We start from the raw sequence: 15,689 nt of genomic DNA on the forward strand, positions 1-15,689 counted from the left end.
CGCAAACGATCATCACGACCGGCCCGTAGGACTGGGTGGCCAGCGTGGTCGCCCACACCGACGCCAACGCCATCAACGCCCCGACCGACAGGTCGATGCCACCACCGATGATCACGAAGGTCATGCCCACCGTGATCACCCCGATGGTCGAGGCCAACGCCAGGATGCTCACCAAATTGGAGGACGTGGCGAAGTTCTCCGGCCGGGTCACCAGGCCCACGATCGCCAGCAGCACCAGCGCCGCGACCAGACCCAGATGCCGGACCTCACCCAGCCGGCCGAAGCGACCGCCCGGGCCCGCCGCCTTCACGCGGGGACCGGCCGGCGCGGCCTGATCGACCTCAGTCATGGAACGCTCCTTCGGAGGGGGGATTTGCTTCGTCGGACCCGGACGTCTCCTCCGCGGAGACCATCACCAGGTCGAGCACGCGGTGCTCGTCCAGGTCCTCGGCCGGCGCCTCGTGGACGATCCGGCCCTCGCGGATGACCAGCACGCGGTCGGCCAGGCCGAGCACCTCGGGCACCTCGCTGGACACCAGCAGCACGCCGATGCCGTCGTCGGCCAGCTTGCGCACCAGCGCGTACAGCTCGGCCCGGGCGCCGACGTCCACACCGCGGGTGGGCTCGTCCAGCAGCAGCAGCTTGCGGTCCTCGGCCAGCCAGCGCCCCAGCACCGCCTTCTGCTGGTTGCCGCCCGACAACGTCCTGATCGGCCGGCGCGGATCGGGCGGACGGATGTCCAGCGCCTCCGACAGCCGTTTGGCCTCGGCGAACTCGGTCCTGCGGTCGAGCCAGCCCAGCCACCGCGGCTTGGTGTAGCGGCTCAGGCTCGCCAGCGTGATGTTCTGCGCGACGGGGTGGTCCAGCAGCAACGCCTGCGCCTTGCGCTCCTCGGGCGCCAGGCCCATGCCCATCCGCACCGCGCGGGTCGTGCTGCCCGGCCGCACCGTCTGCCCGTCGAGCACGACCCGGCCACTGGCCCGCCGTGCGCCGTAGATCGCCTCGATGATCTCGCTGCGGCCCGAGCCGACCAGGCCGGCCAGGCCGACGATCTCCCCGGCCCTGATGCTGAACGACACGTCGGCGAACCGGCCGGGCAGCGTCAGGTTCTCCACCCGCAGCACCTCGGGCCGGCCCTCGTGGGCGTCCCTGCCCGGCCGGGGCGGGAAGACGTACTCGACGTTGCGGCCGGTCATCAGCGCCACGATCTGCGAGGTCGGCGTGTCCTTGGCCGCCAGCCCCACCGCGACCGTACGGCCGTCCTTCAGCACCGTGACACGGTCGCCGATCTCGCGGATCTCCTCCAGGCGGTGGGAGATGTAGATCACCGCCACGCCCTGTGAGGTGAGGTCGCGGATCACCCGGAAGAGGTTCTCGACCTCGTCGTGGGCCAGCGCGGCCGACGGCTCGTCCATGATGATCAGCCGGGCCGAGTGCGACAGCGCCCTTGCCATGCTGACGATCTGCTTGTGCGCCGGGGACAGCCGGCCCACCTCGGTGCGGGGGCGGATCTCGCCGTGCCCCAGCCGCTTGAGCAGCTCGGCCGTCGCCCGGTCGGCCTCGGCCCGGCGGGAGAACCCGAAGGACGCCATCTCGTGGCCGAGGAAGATGTTCTCTGTGACGCTCAACCCGTCGACCAGGTCGAGCTCCTGATAGATGGTGGCGATTCCGTGGCCCATGGCCGCGGTCGGCGGCGCCAGCCGTACGGGCGAGCCGTCGAGCAGCACCTCGCCCTCGTCGGGCTCGTGGGCACCGGACAGGATCTTGATGAGCGTGGACTTTCCGGCGCCGTTCTGGCCGAGCAGGCAGTGCACTTCTCCGGCTCTGACCTCAAGGTCCACGCCGTCCAGCGCGCGTACGCCGGGGAACTGCTTGACGATCCCCCTCATTTGAAGCAGGGGGTGTTCGTCTCCCATGGGGGTCTCCCAACGATGATCAGTTGGCGGAGTAGACGTGGTCGCTGATGAGGCGGGTGGCGCCGATGACACCCGCGGTATCGCCGAGTTCGGACAGCACGATCGGCAGGTTTCCGGTGGCGAGCGGCAGCGACCTGCGGTAGACGACGCTTCTGATCTCCGCGAGCAGCACGTGGCCGAGCTTGGCCACGCCACCCGCGATGATCACGAGGCCGGGGTTGAAGAAGCTGACCAGGCTCGCCAGCACCTGGCCCACCCGGCGCCCGCCGTCGCGGATCAGCCCGATCGCGCCCGCGTCGCCCTGCGCCGCCGCGGCGGCGACGTCCTCGGCCGTCAGCGTGCCCGCGACCGCGAGCCGTTCGGCCAGGTACGGCGAGCCGCCCGAGCGGGCCACCGCGACGGCCTCCCGCGCCAGCGCGGCGCCGCCGAAGTACGCCTCCAGGCATCCCGAGTTGCCGCAGGAACAGACCGGCCCCAGGTCGTCCACCCGGATGTGGCCGATGTCGCCGGCGCTGCCGGACACCCCGCGGTAGATCTTGCTGTCCACCACGATGCCGCAGCCGATACCGGTGCCGATCTTGACGAGCAGGAAGTCCTCGACGTGCCGCGCGACACCTGCGTGCAGTTCCCCGAGCGCCATGATGTTGACGTCGTTGTCGACCACCGTGGGGCAGCACAGCGCCTGCCCGACCGTCTCCCTCACCGGGTAACGGTCCCAGCCCGGCATGATCGGCGGCACCACCGGAACGCCTTCGGCGAAGCTCACCGGCCCGGGGACGCCGATGCCGGCGCCGCTCAGATCGGTGAACAGCCCGTCCCTGCTCAGCTTGCCGAGCAGTTCGATGGCCCGGTCGAGCACGACGGCGGGTCCCTCTTTGATGTCGCAGGGCTCGCTCAGATGACCGAGCACGTTGAGCTCTCCGTCGGTGACCGCGACGTCGATCGAGGTGGCGCCGATGTCGATCCCGCCGAACCGGATGTCACGGGCCAGCCGTACGCGTCCCGAGCGCCGGCCGCCGCGCGAGGCGGCCAGTCCGTCGGGCTCGGCGAGCCCCAGCTCGAGCAGGCGGTCCAGCTCGACGTTGAGCTTCGACCGTGACAGGTCCACCACGTCGCCGAGTTCGGCACGGGAACGCCCGCCGTCCCTCAGCAACCGCAGGAGCGCGGCCTGGTGGACGTTCTCCGGCCTGATGGTCGTCCTCTTCACGTACGCCTCCGCGTCCCGGTGATTGGCTGGAAACGTACCTCTTTTCTGCTGATTGGGGAAGACCTTTTATCGATGTGATGCAACCTTTCGCTGAAATCAGCAAAAGTAGCGTCCCGTGTGCGGGGTAGGAGAGCAGAGAGGATGGTTGGAAGGCGCATGCTGGGGGTCGCCTGACATGCTGGGTTTGCCTGACGGGGTGCGCGGCTGCCTGTTCGACATGGACGGGGTGCTCACGCGCACGGCCCGGATCCACGCCGCGGCGTGGAAGGAGATGTTCGACGAGTACCTGCGCGAGCGGGCGGTCGCCACCGGCACGCCGTTCGTGCCCTTCGACGAGACCGGCGACTACGAACGGTACGTCGACGGCAAGAAGCGCCTGGACGGCACCCGGGGGTTTCTGCGGGCCAGGGGCATCGACCTGCCCGAGGGCAAGCCGGGCGACCCGCCGGGCATGCCCACCGTCAACGGCCTGAGCAACCGCAAGAACGAACTGGTCCAAGGGATCCTCGACCGGCAGGGCGTGGAGGTCTTCGAGGGCTCGGTGCGTTATCTGCGCGCCGCCCGCGACGCCGGGCTGCGCCGCGCGGTCGTCTCCAGCAGCGCCAACACCGCGCGCGTGCTCGCCGCGGCCGGGCTTGAGGACATGTTCGACGCGCGGATCGACGGCGAGGTGGCCAGGGAGCGCGGCCTGGCGGGCAAGCCCGCCCCCGACATGTTCCTCGCCGCCGCCGAGACGCTCGGGCTCGCGCCGGCCGAGGCCGCGGTGTTCGAGGACGCGCTGGCGGGGGTCGCCGCCGGGCGCGCGGGCGGCTTCGCCGTCGTGGTGGGCGTGGACCGCGGGCACCAGGCCGAAGCCCTGCGGGACAACGGTGCCGACGTCGTGGTGACGGACCTCTCCGAGCTGCTGGACGAGAAATGATCAAGCATCCCGCCTTCATCGTCGAGCCGTGGTCGGTGCGGGAGTGCCACCTGCACACCGACGTGCTCGCCCAGACCGAGTCGGTGTTCGCGCTGTCCAACGGGCATATCGGGCTGCGCGGCAACCTCGACGAGGGCGAGCCGTACGGGCTGCCGGGCACCTACCTCAACTCCTTCTACGAGCTGCGCCCGCTGCCGTACGCCGAGGCGGGCTACGGCTACCCCGAGTCCGGGCAGACCGTCGTCAACGTCACCAACGGCAAACTGATCCGGCTGCTCGTGGACGACGAGCCGTTCGACGTCCGCTACGGCACGCTGCACTCACACGAGCGGGTCCTCGACCTGCGGGCGGGGACGCTCACCCGGAAGGTCTGCTGGAGCTCGCCGACCGGGGCGCAGGTGCGCGTCACCTCGACCCGGCTCGTGTCGTTCACCCACCGGGCCGTGGCCGCGGTCCGCTACGAGGTGGAACCGGTGGACCAGCCGCTCAACGTGGTCGTCCAGTCGGAACTGGTGGCCAACGAGACCGTGCCGCCGCCGACCGCCGACCCCCGCGCCGCCGCCGCACTGGAGGCGCCGCTGGTCCTGGAGGAGAACGTCGCCGCACGCAACAACGTGTGCGTCATGGTCCACTCCACCAGGGCCAGCCGGCTGCGGGTCGCGGCGGCGATGCGTCACGAGATCGACGGTCCGGACGGCACCCGGGCCGAGTGCGACGGCGGCGGCAACGTCAGCCGGGTCACGGTCGCCACCCGGCTCGTGCCGGGCCGGCGGCTGCGGCTGGACAAGTTCTTCGCCTACGGCTGGTCGGCCAAGCGGTCCAGGCCCGCGATGCACGACCAGGTCGTGGCGGCGCTCGCGGCGGCCCGGCTCACCGGGTGGGAGGGCCTGTGCGCCGAGCAGCGCGCCTTCCTCGACGACTTCTGGGCGGGCGCCGACGTCGAGGTCGAGGGCGACGCCGAGGTGCAGCAGGCCGTGCGCTTCGGGCTGTTCCACCTGCTCCAGGCGGGCGCCCGGCTGGAGCGGCGGCCCATTCCCGGCAAGGGGCTGACCGGCTCGGGCTACGACGGGCACGCGTTCTGGGACACCGAGAGCTTCGTGCTTCCGGTGGCCACCTACACCTACCCCAGGGCCGCCGCCGACGCCCTGACGTGGCGCGCCTCGATCCTGCCCCTCGCCCAGGCGCGGGCCGAGCAGCTCGGGCTGGGCGGGGCCGCCTTCCCCTGGCGGACGATCAACGGCGAGGAGTGCTCGGGATACTGGCCGGCGGGCACGGCGGCCTTCCACGTCAACGCCGACATCGCCGCCGCGGTCACGCGGTACGTCGACGCGACCGAGGACACCGACTTCGAGCGGGACATCGGCCTGCCGCTGCTCGTCGCGACCGCCCGGCTGTGGTGCGCGCTCGGCCACCACGACGCCGAGGGCCGCTACCGCCTCGACGGCATGACCGGCCCGGACGAGTACAGCGCGATCGCGGACAACAACGTCTACACCAACCTCATGGCCCAGCGGAACCTGCGGGCCGCCGCCGCGGCGGCCGTACGCCATCGCGACCGGGCCGAGCAGTTGGGGGTCACGCTGGAGGAGACCGCCATGTGGCGCGACTGCGCCGCCGCCACCTACCTGCCGTACGACGAGCGGCTGGGGGTCCACGAGCAGAGCGAGGGGTTCACCGGGCACGCGGTGTGGGACTTCGCGGGCACCACACCCGAGCAGTATCCGCTGCTGCTCCACTTCCCCTACTTCGACCTCTACCGGAAGCAGGTCGTCAAGCAGGCCGACCTCGTGCTGGCCATGCACCTGTGCGGCGAGGCGTTCACGTCCGAGCAGAAGGCGCGCAACTTCGCCTACTACGAGGCGCTGACCGTGCGGGACTCCTCGCTGTCGTCGGCCACCCAGGCCGTGCTCGCCGCCGAGGTGGGGCAGCTCGACCTCGCCTACGCCTATCTCGGCGAGGCCGCGCTGATGGACCTGCGCGACCTCGAGCACAACACCCGCGACGGCGTCCACATGGCCTCGCTGGCCGGGGCGTGGATCGCGCTGGTGGCCGGGTTCGGCGGCATGCGGGCACGCGAGGGGCGGGTCCGCTTCGCCCCCCGCCTGCCCTCGGGCATCACCCGGCTCACCTTCCGCGTCCGCTATCGGGGCCGCCTGCTGCGGATCGACGTCACCCCTGACGGCACGACGTACCGGCTCCTGCACGGCCCGCCCCTCACGCTGTCGCACCACGGCGAGGAGTTCACGCTCGGCGCGCAGCCGCAGGCCCGGCGCAACGCGCCGCCGCCCTTCCCCGGCCTGCGGGTCAGGCAGCCGCCCGGCCGCGCGCCCGCGCCCCGGCGGCCCGGGGACCTGTCCCGCGACCTCATCGGCCCGGCCGAGCCGGCCGAGGAGCTCTGACGGCCCGGCCGGGCGCGACGAGGGAAGGTCAGAGCATCGCCTGCAGGGAGGCGCCGGCCTGCTCGCCCAGCTTCGTGGGGAGATAGGGCTGCTCGGCCATGACGGCCTCCCAGTTGTCGCGGATCGCCTCGACGGTGAGGTCGTCGGTCCGCCAGCCCGGCCCCTCGGCCACGAACACCCGGGCGATCCGGCCCGCACCGACCGAGAACACCTCGCCGCTGGTCTCGCAGTTCTCGTGGGCCAGGTACGCCACCAGCGGGCTGACCCGCTCGGGGGTGAACCTGCTCTCGAACTCCGCGGGCAGCAGCGTCTCGGTCATCCGTGTCCACGCCACGGGGGCGATCGCGTTGGCCTTGATGTTCGCCCGCGCGCCCTCGATGGCGAGCGTCTTGGTCAGGCCCACCAGGCCCATCTTGGCCGTGGAGTAGTTGGCCTGGCCGAAGTTGCCGAACAGCCCGGCGGGCGAGGAGGTGTTCACGATCCGCCCGTACGCCTGCTCCTTCATGTGCGGGAACGCCGCCCGGCTGACCAGGAACGAGCCGCGCACGTGCACGGCGATCACGGCGTCGAACTCCTCGACCGTCATCTTCCCGAACGAGCGGTCGCGCAGGATGCCGGCGTTGTTGACGACCACGTCCACGCGGCCGAACGCGTCGAGCGCGGTCCGCACGATCGCCTCCGCGCCCTCCGGCATGGCGACGTTGTCGGTGCTGGCCACCGCCTCTCCGCCGTTCTTCACGATCAGCTCGGCGACCTCCGCCGCCGGGCCCGAGGACGCGCCGGAGCCGTCGAGGGCGCCGCCGAGGTCGTTGACGACGACCTTCGCCCCGCGCCCGCCGAGCAGCAGCGCGTGCGACCGGCCGAGCCCATGCCCGGCTCCGGTGACGATCGCCACTCTCCCGTCGAACCTCAGCTCGGAATCCTCACCAGCAGGCATCGCGCCACCCTTCCAGAAAGAGAACAAGGTTCTGGTAGCACTTTAGCCTTCGGCGGCGGTGGCGGTCAGAAATAGTCGGCCGTCCAGTGCACGGCGAGCGGGTGCTCGACGACGGCCCTGACCTCGGCCTCCTCCAGCAGCAGCGGCCTGGCCATGCCGGTGTGCTCGTCCCGGCGCTCCCATTCCTCGAAGAGGAGGGTCAGGGCGGACCGGATCGGAGGGTCGAGCGGCGCGCGCAGGCATCCCGACCGCACACCGCGCGCACGGGCCTCGGCGGCCACGGCGCGCAGCAGCGGCGCGGCCGCCCCGCCGTCCGCGAGCGCCACCTCGACCACGTCCCCGGCGCTCCAGTCCACCACCGCGTACGCCATGGGGGTGCCGTGCTCGTGGACCAGCAGGATCTCGTGCGGCGGGCCGTACCAGACCGGGACGCGGCCGGTCCAGTCCCGGGCGGAACGCACGGTGGTGAGCGGGCGCCGGTCGTCGTACCGGTCGTGCAGCACGGCGAGCACGGGCCAGTCGCCGAGCCCGGCCGGTCCGGCGGTCCAGCCGGCGTCGAGAGTCCCCGCGTCGAGAGTCTCGGCGGCGGCGAAGCGGCCGTCCACACGCGGCCGGTCGAACACCCGCCAGCCGGAACCGGCGTAGACGCCCGGCGTGCCGGTGAACAGCAGCGACCACGCGCAGCCGGCCGCCGTCATCGCGTCGGCCGCCATCGCGAGCAACCGCCTGACCAGTCCCCTGCCCCGGGCGTCCGGCCTCGTCGCGACGCTGGACACGCAGCCCACCCGCCGGACGCCGCCGCGGGCGTCGCGCACCTCGCGGGGCAGCCAATACACCACGGCCAGGACGCCGGTGGCGTCCGCGGCCACGAGCGTGCGGCCGAGGCGCCCCTCGTCCTGCTCGTACAGCGGCGCGATGTGGGGCGCGGTGAACGCCCGCGCCCACAGCGCGTACAGGGAGTCCACCTCGTCCACGCGTAGGGTCCTGAACTCGGTCAACCCATGCGCTCCAGCATCTCGGGGGTCACCTCGTGACGCAGCGCGAGCCCCGCGCGGTGGCGCCGGATCTCGTCCAGCACGAGCGCGCCCTGGCGCCGCCGCGCCTCGACCGTCCCGGCCGCCTGGTGCGGCGTGAGCAGGACGTTCGGCAGGGTCCTGAATCCGTGGTCCGCGGGCAGCGGCTCGGCGTCGAAGACGTCGATCGCGGCGTCGATCCGTCCGGTGCGCAGCTCCACCAGGAGCGCCTCCTCGTCCACCAGCCACGATCTGGCCGTGTTCACCAGCCCCGCGCCGTCGGGCATGAGCGCCAGCTCGCGCGCGCCGAGCAGGTGCCTGGTCTCCGGCAGCACCGGCGCGTGCAGGGCCACGATCCTGCTCGTGGCCAGCAGTTCGTCCAGCGGCACGGCGGGCACGCCGGGCTCCCCCGCGAAGTAGGGATCGCTCACCACCGTCTCCGCGCCGAGGGCGCGCACCAGCTCCAGGTACGCCCGGCCGGTGCGGGAGGCGCCGACGACCCCGACGCGGCATCCCAGGATCTCGTGCCGCGGCGGCGCCTGCTCCGCCGTGCGCCAGTCGGCGCCGCCGCGCAGGGCATGGTCGAAACGGTGGACGCGGTGCAGGAGGGACAGGGTGAAGGCGAGCGCCACCTCGGCGACCGGGCGGGCCATCGCCTGTCCCGCCTGGGTCACCCTGATCCCCCGCGCGAACACCTCGCCGGTGACGAAGAACTTGACGCTGGCGCCGATGTGGGCGACCAGCCGCAGGCTCGGCGCGAGGTCCAGCAGGGCCGCGTCGAGGACCGGCATCCCCCAGCCCGTGACCAGGATCTCCGCGCCGGGAAGCGCCTCGGCCAGGCCGGCCCGGTCGGCCGGGTCGTCGAGCAGGCGGGCCTCGCCGAGCTCCCGCCCGAACAGCCGGGCGCGCAGCTCCGGCGGCACGCAGACCAGCGTGCGCGCGTCAGGCGAGCCAGGCATCGAGGTGCTCCGCCACGAAGTCGTCGTCCACGAGCCAGGTGTAGGCGGCCGTCACCCGGGTCAGCTCCTCGGCCTGGCCGGGCGACAGGCCCTCGTCCGGGTCCAGGCACCAGACGCCGGCGAGCAGGCCCTGCCGCCTGAGCACCTCGTGCACACCCGCGATGCAGCCGGCGAAGCCGTGCGCGGCGTCGAACACCGCCGCGTTGGCGTCGGTGAGCTGCTGCGCCTTCCCGGCCAGTCCGGCGGGGTCCCGGGACACCTGCTCGACCATCGCCACCGCGGCCCGGGTCCAGACCGCCCACTGGCCGAGCAGGCCGCCGCGGAACCGCAGCCCGCCGGGGAGCGTGGCGAGCAGGTCGCCGATGATGTGGTCGTCGTTGCCGGTGTAGAGCGCCACCTCCTCGCGCCGGTCGGAGGCGGCGACGCCGTGCGCGACCTCCAGCGTGCGATACCGGTCGAACGGCGCGACCTTGATGGCGACGGTGGACGGCTGGTCGGCGAGCGCCCGCCAGAAGCCCCGGGACAGCTCCGGGCCGCCGATGGCCCGTTGCAGGTAGAACCCGATCACGGGCAGCACCTCGCCCACCGCGCGCGCCCGCTCCAGCAGGTCGGCCTCGGTGGCGCCGGGGACGACCGGCGACAGCAGCACCGCGTCGTACCCGAGGCCCGCCGCGAGCTCCGCCTCCGCGACCGCCTGCGCGACGGGGCCGCAGGCGCCCGCGATCGTCACGACGTCCTCGGCGCTCGCGGCGACGGTCTCGGCCGCCAGTTCCAGCACCGGGCGCAGCAGCCCGGCCTCCCGGATCGCGAACTGGGTGGTGTGCACGCCGACGGCGACCCCGCCGGCGCCCGCCGCGAGGTAGTAGCGGGTGAGGGCCCGCTGGCGGCGCTCGTCGAGCGTGCGGTCCGCGGTGAGGGCGAGCGGGTGAGCGGGGATGACCGCCCCGCCGAGCAGCGGTGCGAGGGACATCAGAACCTCCCGTCGCGCACGGCGAACTTGGTGGGCTTGCCCGAGACGGGCAGTCCCCGCCGCAGCCAGTCGGCCTGCCAGTCGACCAGCGTGCCCAGGGGGACGTCGGGGTAGCCGAACAGCGCGTGGCAGCGCGTGGCGTCGCTGAGCAGGGCCGTACGGGCCTCGGTGCCGGCGAACTCGGCGGCGACGCCGAACCGCTCGGCGAAGCGGGACGCGATCCGCCGGACCGACGCGGTCTCGGGACCGGTTAGGTTGAGGACGAAGGCGTCGGACGACGCGTGCTCCAGCGAGCGCAGCGCGACCTCGTTCGCGTAGCCCTGCCACACCACGTTGACGTGACCGGTGGTGACGTCCACCGGCGACCCCGACAGCACCGTCTGGCCGATGTCGGCGAGCACGCCGTAGCGCAGGTCCACGGCGTAGTTCAGGCGCAGCAGGCTCACCGCCGTGCCGCGCTGCGCCGCGTGCTCGAACACCCGCTCCCGGCCGAGGCAGCTCATCGCGTACTCCCCGACCGGTCCGGTCGGATCGGTCTCGGCGCAGCCGCCGGTCTCCAGGCCGGTGAGCGGGTAGACGTTCCCCGTGGAGAACGCCGCGATCCGCGCGCCGGCGTACCGCTCCGCGACGCGCGCGGGCAGCGCGGCGTTGACCACCCAGGCGAGGTAGGGCGCGGCGGCGGTGCCGAACTTCGCCCCCACCATGAACACCACGTCGCGGGCGTCCGGCAGCGTGCCCAGGTCCGCGTTCCCCATCAGGTCGAACGTCACCGTCCGCACGCCGTGCCGCTCCAGGTCGCGGGCCGCGGCGGGGTCGGACCAGCGGGAGACCGCCCATACCGCGTCGCCCGTACGGCCGGCCTCGTCGAGGCCCCGGCGGGCCAGGCGGCACAGCGTGGGGCCCATCTTGCCGCCCGCGCCGAGCACGACCAGGTCGCCCGCGCCCGAGGCCAGAGAGGCGACGAGGGCGGGTGACGGCGTCGTCAGCCGGTCTTCCAGCGCGGATTCAGAGTCGAACATCATTTATCCCTTGATTCCAGACATGGTGACGCCCTCGGTGAGGTAGCGCTGGCCCACGAGGTAGGCGGCGAAGATCGGCACGAAGGCCACGGTCGCGCCCGCGAGCACGACGTTGAGCGGCACGTTCTGCTCCTGCAACGACGCGATGCCGACCGTCAGCGTGCGCATGTCGGTGCTCTGCCCGACGATCAGCGGCCAGAGGAAGTCGTTCCAGTGCCACAGGAAGACGAACAGGCCGAGCGTGGCGAGGATCGGCTTGCACAGGGGCAGCACGATCCTGACGAAGATCGTCAACTCCGAGGCGCCGTCCAGCCGCGCCGCCTCGAACAGCTCGTCGGGCAGCGCGCCGATGAACTGCCGCATCAGGAAGACCGCCTGCGCGTTGGCGAGGGTCGGCACGATGAGCCCCCAGAACGTGTCCACCCCGCCCGCGTTGGCCACCAGGACGAACAGCGGGATCAGCGTCACGTGGTAGGGCACCATCACCATCGCGAGGAACGACCAGAACATGGTCTCCTTGCCGGGGAAGCGCTTCTTGGCGAAGGCGTATCCCGCGAGCGAGGCGAGCAGGAGCACGAGCACGACGCTGACCACCGAGTAGATCAGCGTGTTCAGCGTCCACAGCGGCAGGTCGCCGCCGCCGAGCACCCGCTCGTACGCCCCTGTGGCCAGCGGCCAGGGCAGCAGGCTGCCGGGGAACTCGACCGCCGCCACCGGCTTCAGGCTGAGCACGACCATCGCGTAGAACGGGAAGATCGTGACGATCGAGGCGACGCTCAGGAGCAGGATCCGTACGGCCCGGCCGGCACGTCCCGGCTCCAGCGCTCGGTATGCGGTCACTTGGCCCTCCCGATGAGCAGCCGCTGGATCAGCGCGACGAACAGAGTGAGCACGAACAGGGCGACGCCGAGGGCGCTGGCGTAGCCGAGGTCGAAGTACTTGAAGCCCTGGTCGTAGAGGTCCATGACCAGGGTGTAGCTGGAGCGGCCCGGGCCGCCGCTCGTCATGACGTAGACGAGGTCGAAGACCTGGAAGGAGTTCGTGGTCTCGATCACGGCCAGGAAGAAGATCGCCGGCCGCAGCTGCGGCAGGACCACGTAGCGGAAGCGCTGCCACGGGCCCGCGCCGTCGCTGAGCGCCGCCTCCTCCAGCTCGCGCGGCAGGTCCTGGAGCCGGGCCAGGACGATCAGCATGCCGTACCCGAAGCGGGACCAGACCGACACGATCACCAGGGCGGGGATGACGAGCACCGGCGAGGCCAGCCAGGAGCCGCCGATCAGCTCACCGAGCGGCCCTGACGAGGAGAACAGCCAGGTGAAGATGGTCGCCGCCAGGACGAGGCTGGTGATGACCGGCAGGAAGAAGATCGACCGGAACAGCCGGACCCCGCGGAACGAGCGGCGCACGAGCAGCGCCAGGCCCACCGACACGCCGACGGACAGCGGCAGGTAGAGCACCGTGTAGATCACGGTCACCTTGAGCGCCTGCCAGAAGAGCGGATCGTGCAGCATCCGCTGGAAGTTGTCCAGGCCGACGAACGTCGGGCTGTCGCCGACCGTGTACTCGAAGAAGCCGAGTAAGGTCCCCACGACGGCCGGGCCGAACCGGAAGGCCAGGAACAACAGGAAGCACGGCAGGACGAACGCCAGGCCCCAGCGGGCCTCGTACCGGGCGCCCGCCGACCTGCGCCGGGCCGTCACTCGGCGCGGACGCGCCTCCGCGGTGACCGTCACGGGTTTACCTCACAGGTGTCTCGAAACTTGTCGCACCGCCCGGCCGCTCGGGTCACGGCGGCCGGACGGGCGTTCCTGGGGCGGCCTACTGGCCGATGAGGGCGTTGGCCGCGGTGGCGGCGTCGGTGAGAGCCTGCTGTGGGCTCTTCTGGCCGATCAGCGCGGCCTGGATCTCCGGCGCGAGCACGCCCATGACGTCGCGCGCCTTGTCGTGCAGCGGCGCGCCCTGCATCAGGTCGAGCGTCTTCTCCATCTCGGCGTTCGGCCCGTCGGTGTAGAGGGCGCCGATCGACTTCTGCGGGGAGAAGAAGCCCGAAGCCGTGTCGTACGCCTTGGTGACGGCGGCGCCGGAGGCGAAGGCCAGCCACTTGCCGGCGGCGTCCTTGGCCTTGGAACCCTTGAGCATCGACAGGGCGCCGATGGAGCCGTAGCCGACCTGCTTGGCGTCGCTCAGCGGCGGGTAGATCTTGATGTTCTCCGCGCCCCAGAACGACTCGACGTCCGCGGGCACCTGCTGCCAGGTGCAGGCCGTCTTGTTCTGCGCCAGGTGCGTCTGCTCGAACGCGGGGATGCCGGTGAGCAGGTCCTTCTCGACGTAGCCCTTGTCGGCCAGCGTCTTGAGGAAGGTCAGCGCCTTGAGGCCCTCGGGGCCGTCGAAGGCCACCTTGGCGCCGTCGGGCGTGAAGACGCTGCCGCCGGCCTCCCACAGCAGGGGGTAGAACGACTGGTTCAGCGTGGCGCCGGGGTCGGCGTAGTAGTTGGTGACGTCGAAGCCCTTCTCCTTGAGCTTCGGCGCGATCTCGAGCACGTCGTCCCAGGTCTTGGGAGCCTCCACCCCGGCCGCGTCGAGCACCTTCCGGTTGCACATCAGCGGGTTCGCGCCCATCAGGATCGGGGCGCCCATCAGCTTCCCGTCGAGGGTGACGGCCTGCTTGACGTTGTCGCGGTAGTCCGCCTTGGCCGTGTCGGACAGGTAGGACTCGACCGGCTGGATGGCCTTGGCGAACTTCGGGATCTGGTCGGGGATCAGGTAGACGAGGTCGGGCCCCTTGTTGCCGGCGATCGCCGTGGTGAGCGACTCCTCGCGCTTGGCCCAGGGGTAGATCTCGACCTTGACGTCGATGTTCGGGTTGTCCTTGGTGAACGCGGCGATCTGGCCGTCCCAGAAGGCCTTGTGCTTGGCCTCGTCCGGGATGATCGGGTACACCCACATGGTCACGGTCTGCTTGCCGGACGCGGCGTCCGAGCCGGAGCCGCAGGCGGTGGCCGCGGCGGCGAGCGCCGCCACCACGACCGGCGCGAGCATGCGAAGTCGCATGGGGAAGGTCCTCTCTGGGGAATCGGGGAAGTTCACTGTTCCGGCACGTCGACGACGGTGCCGGAGTGCCGGGCGCGCTCGGCGGCGAAGACCGCGAGATGGGAGGCGAGCGACTCGGCCGGGCCGGATCGGATCAGGGCGTCGTCGCCGGTGGCCACGGCGCGCACGAAGGCGTCCATCACGCCGTCGTCCCCGCCCCCGTGGCCCTCGCCGGCGTTGGCGCCGCCGACGGGGCCGGCCTCGGCGGTCTCGGTCCTGCCGGTACGGAAGTCCAGGACGGTCACCCGCTCGCCGTCTCCGACGAGCTGCCCGTGGCTGCCGAAGATCCGGGTCTGCCGGTGGGTCTGCTCGGTGAAGGCGGTCATCGTGAACGTCCCGGTGGCCCCGCCCTCGAACTCCAGGGCCAGCACCTGGTGGTCCACGACGTCGTTGTCGCAGGCGTAGACGCACCTGCCGTACGGGCCGGTGCGCAGCGCCTCGGTGACGCCCGCCTCGTCCGTCGCGTCGGTGATCACGCTGACGGGCCAGACGGCTCCGCGCTCCCGCAGCGCGGGGTAGTAGAGCTTGGGCGCCGAATAGGGGCACTCGGGCTCGATCGCGCAGTCCAGGCAGCGGTCCGCGGCGCCCGCGGGACGTTTCTCGGGCCGGAAGTGACCGAGGTCGCCGAAGCTCGCCACCCGGGCGATCCTGCGCCCGGTCACGTACGCCAGCCAGTCGAGGTCGTGGCAGGACTTGGCGAGCAGCATCGGACTGGCCAGCTTCTCGCTCCGCCAGGGCCCGCGGACATAGGAGTGGGCCGCGTGCCACCAGCCCACCGGCTCCAGGTGCTGGACGCTCATGATCTCGCCCAGCACGCCGGAGCGCACCAGCTCCATCACCAGGTCGGTGTACGGGGTGTAGCGCAGCACGTGGCAGACCGCGAGCCGCACGCCGGCCTCGGTGACCGCGGAGACGATCCGCCGGCACTCCTCTTCCGTGGGCGCGAGCGGCTTCTCCAGCAGCAGGTCGCGCCCGGCCCCGGCGAACGCGACGGCCGGGTCGACGTGGTCCCTGTCCTGGGTCGCCACGATCACCGCGTCGGCCGGCGCGTCCGCTGCCAGCATGTCCTGCCAGGTCGCGTACTCCGCCACCCCGGGGTGTCCGGCCGCGACGAGGCCGCGCCGGTGGGGGTCCGGGTCGGCCACGGCGACGAGCCGCGCGCGATCCGGGTTGCGCGCCACCCACGAGGCGTAGGTCTGGCCCCGGCTTCCGGCGCCGGCGAGGGCCAATGCGACCCGGCGTTCCATTTGCACTCCTCTG

Annotated in this window: 13 protein-coding genes and 1 pseudogene; 2 read left to right on the forward strand and 12 right to left on the reverse strand. The window is 72.1% G+C overall.

Annotated elements, in window-relative coordinates:
• The 3 genes and pseudogenes from IL992_RS40815 to IL992_RS40825 form a co-directional block, all read right to left on the reverse strand.
• Positions 1–349, reverse strand: a pseudogene (locus tag IL992_RS40815) (ABC transporter permease); the annotation flags it as partial.
• Entirely contained in the window at positions 342–1,889 is a 1,548-nt protein-coding gene (locus IL992_RS40820; RefSeq protein WP_226874713.1) for a sugar ABC transporter ATP-binding protein, read from the reverse strand. The gene IL992_RS40820 and the pseudogene IL992_RS40815, both read right to left, overlap by 8 nt.
• A 46-nt stretch (positions 1,890–1,935) precedes the next feature.
• Complete coding sequence (locus IL992_RS40825) at positions 1,936–3,123, reverse strand: ROK family transcriptional regulator (RefSeq protein ID WP_193208654.1); 1,188 nt, start codon at positions 3,121–3,123, stop codon at positions 1,936–1,938.
• 175 nt (positions 3,124–3,298) lie between these two features.
• Here IL992_RS40825 and IL992_RS40830 point away from each other — a divergent pair, with 175 nt between their 5' ends.
• A complete protein-coding gene (locus IL992_RS40830) occupies positions 3,299–4,042 on the forward strand; it encodes a beta-phosphoglucomutase family hydrolase (RefSeq protein WP_193208655.1) in 744 nt (247 codons plus the stop codon).
• On the forward strand, positions 4,039–6,441 hold the full coding sequence (locus tag IL992_RS40835) for a glycoside hydrolase family 65 protein (protein ID WP_193208656.1): 2,403 nt from the start codon (positions 4,039–4,041) through the stop codon (positions 6,439–6,441). Before IL992_RS40830 ends, IL992_RS40835 begins: the two co-directional genes overlap by 4 nt.
• A gap of 28 nt (positions 6,442–6,469) precedes the next feature.
• On the opposite strand, the gene IL992_RS40840 is transcribed toward IL992_RS40835, so the two are convergent.
• The 9 genes from IL992_RS40840 to IL992_RS40880 form a co-directional block, all read right to left on the reverse strand.
• Positions 6,470–7,378, reverse strand: a complete 909-nt coding sequence (locus IL992_RS40840) for an SDR family oxidoreductase (protein ID WP_193208657.1) — start codon at positions 7,376–7,378, stop codon at positions 6,470–6,472.
• A gap of 65 nt (positions 7,379–7,443) precedes the next feature.
• Positions 7,444–8,376, reverse strand: coding sequence for a GNAT family N-acetyltransferase (locus IL992_RS40845; RefSeq protein ID WP_226874714.1), 933 nt, complete (start codon positions 8,374–8,376; stop codon positions 7,444–7,446).
• Positions 8,373–9,350, reverse strand: coding sequence for a hydroxyacid dehydrogenase (locus IL992_RS40850; protein WP_193208659.1), 978 nt, complete (start codon positions 9,348–9,350; stop codon positions 8,373–8,375). The genes IL992_RS40845 and IL992_RS40850 overlap by 4 nt, the downstream gene beginning before the upstream one ends.
• Complete coding sequence (locus tag IL992_RS40855; protein ID WP_193208660.1) at positions 9,334–10,320, reverse strand: dihydrodipicolinate synthase family protein; 987 nt, start codon at positions 10,318–10,320, stop codon at positions 9,334–9,336. The genes IL992_RS40850 and IL992_RS40855 overlap by 17 nt, the downstream gene beginning before the upstream one ends.
• Positions 10,320–11,339, reverse strand: coding sequence for an NAD-dependent epimerase/dehydratase family protein (locus tag IL992_RS40860; RefSeq protein WP_193208661.1), 1,020 nt, complete (start codon positions 11,337–11,339; stop codon positions 10,320–10,322). The genes IL992_RS40855 and IL992_RS40860 overlap by 1 nt, the downstream gene beginning before the upstream one ends.
• 3 nt (positions 11,340–11,342) lie before the next feature.
• Positions 11,343–12,179 (reverse strand): carbohydrate ABC transporter permease, encoded by an 837-nt coding sequence (locus IL992_RS40865; protein ID WP_319019147.1) that lies wholly within the window; start codon positions 12,177–12,179, stop codon positions 11,343–11,345.
• Complete coding sequence (locus IL992_RS40870) at positions 12,176–13,072, reverse strand: carbohydrate ABC transporter permease (protein WP_193208662.1); 897 nt, start codon at positions 13,070–13,072, stop codon at positions 12,176–12,178. Before IL992_RS40870 ends, IL992_RS40865 begins: the two co-directional genes overlap by 4 nt.
• Before the next feature lie 85 nt (positions 13,073–13,157).
• Complete coding sequence (locus tag IL992_RS40875; RefSeq protein ID WP_193208663.1) at positions 13,158–14,390, reverse strand: ABC transporter substrate-binding protein; 1,233 nt, start codon at positions 14,388–14,390, stop codon at positions 13,158–13,160.
• Between the two features lie 32 nt (positions 14,391–14,422).
• Positions 14,423–15,676, reverse strand: a complete 1,254-nt coding sequence (locus tag IL992_RS40880; protein ID WP_193208664.1) for a Gfo/Idh/MocA family protein — start codon at positions 15,674–15,676, stop codon at positions 14,423–14,425.
• Positions 15,677–15,689: the final 13 nt, after the last annotated feature.

The sequence above is a fragment of the Microbispora sitophila genome, assembly GCF_014892245.1.
Taxonomy (GTDB): domain Bacteria; phylum Actinomycetota; class Actinomycetes; order Streptosporangiales; family Streptosporangiaceae; genus Microbispora; species Microbispora siamensis.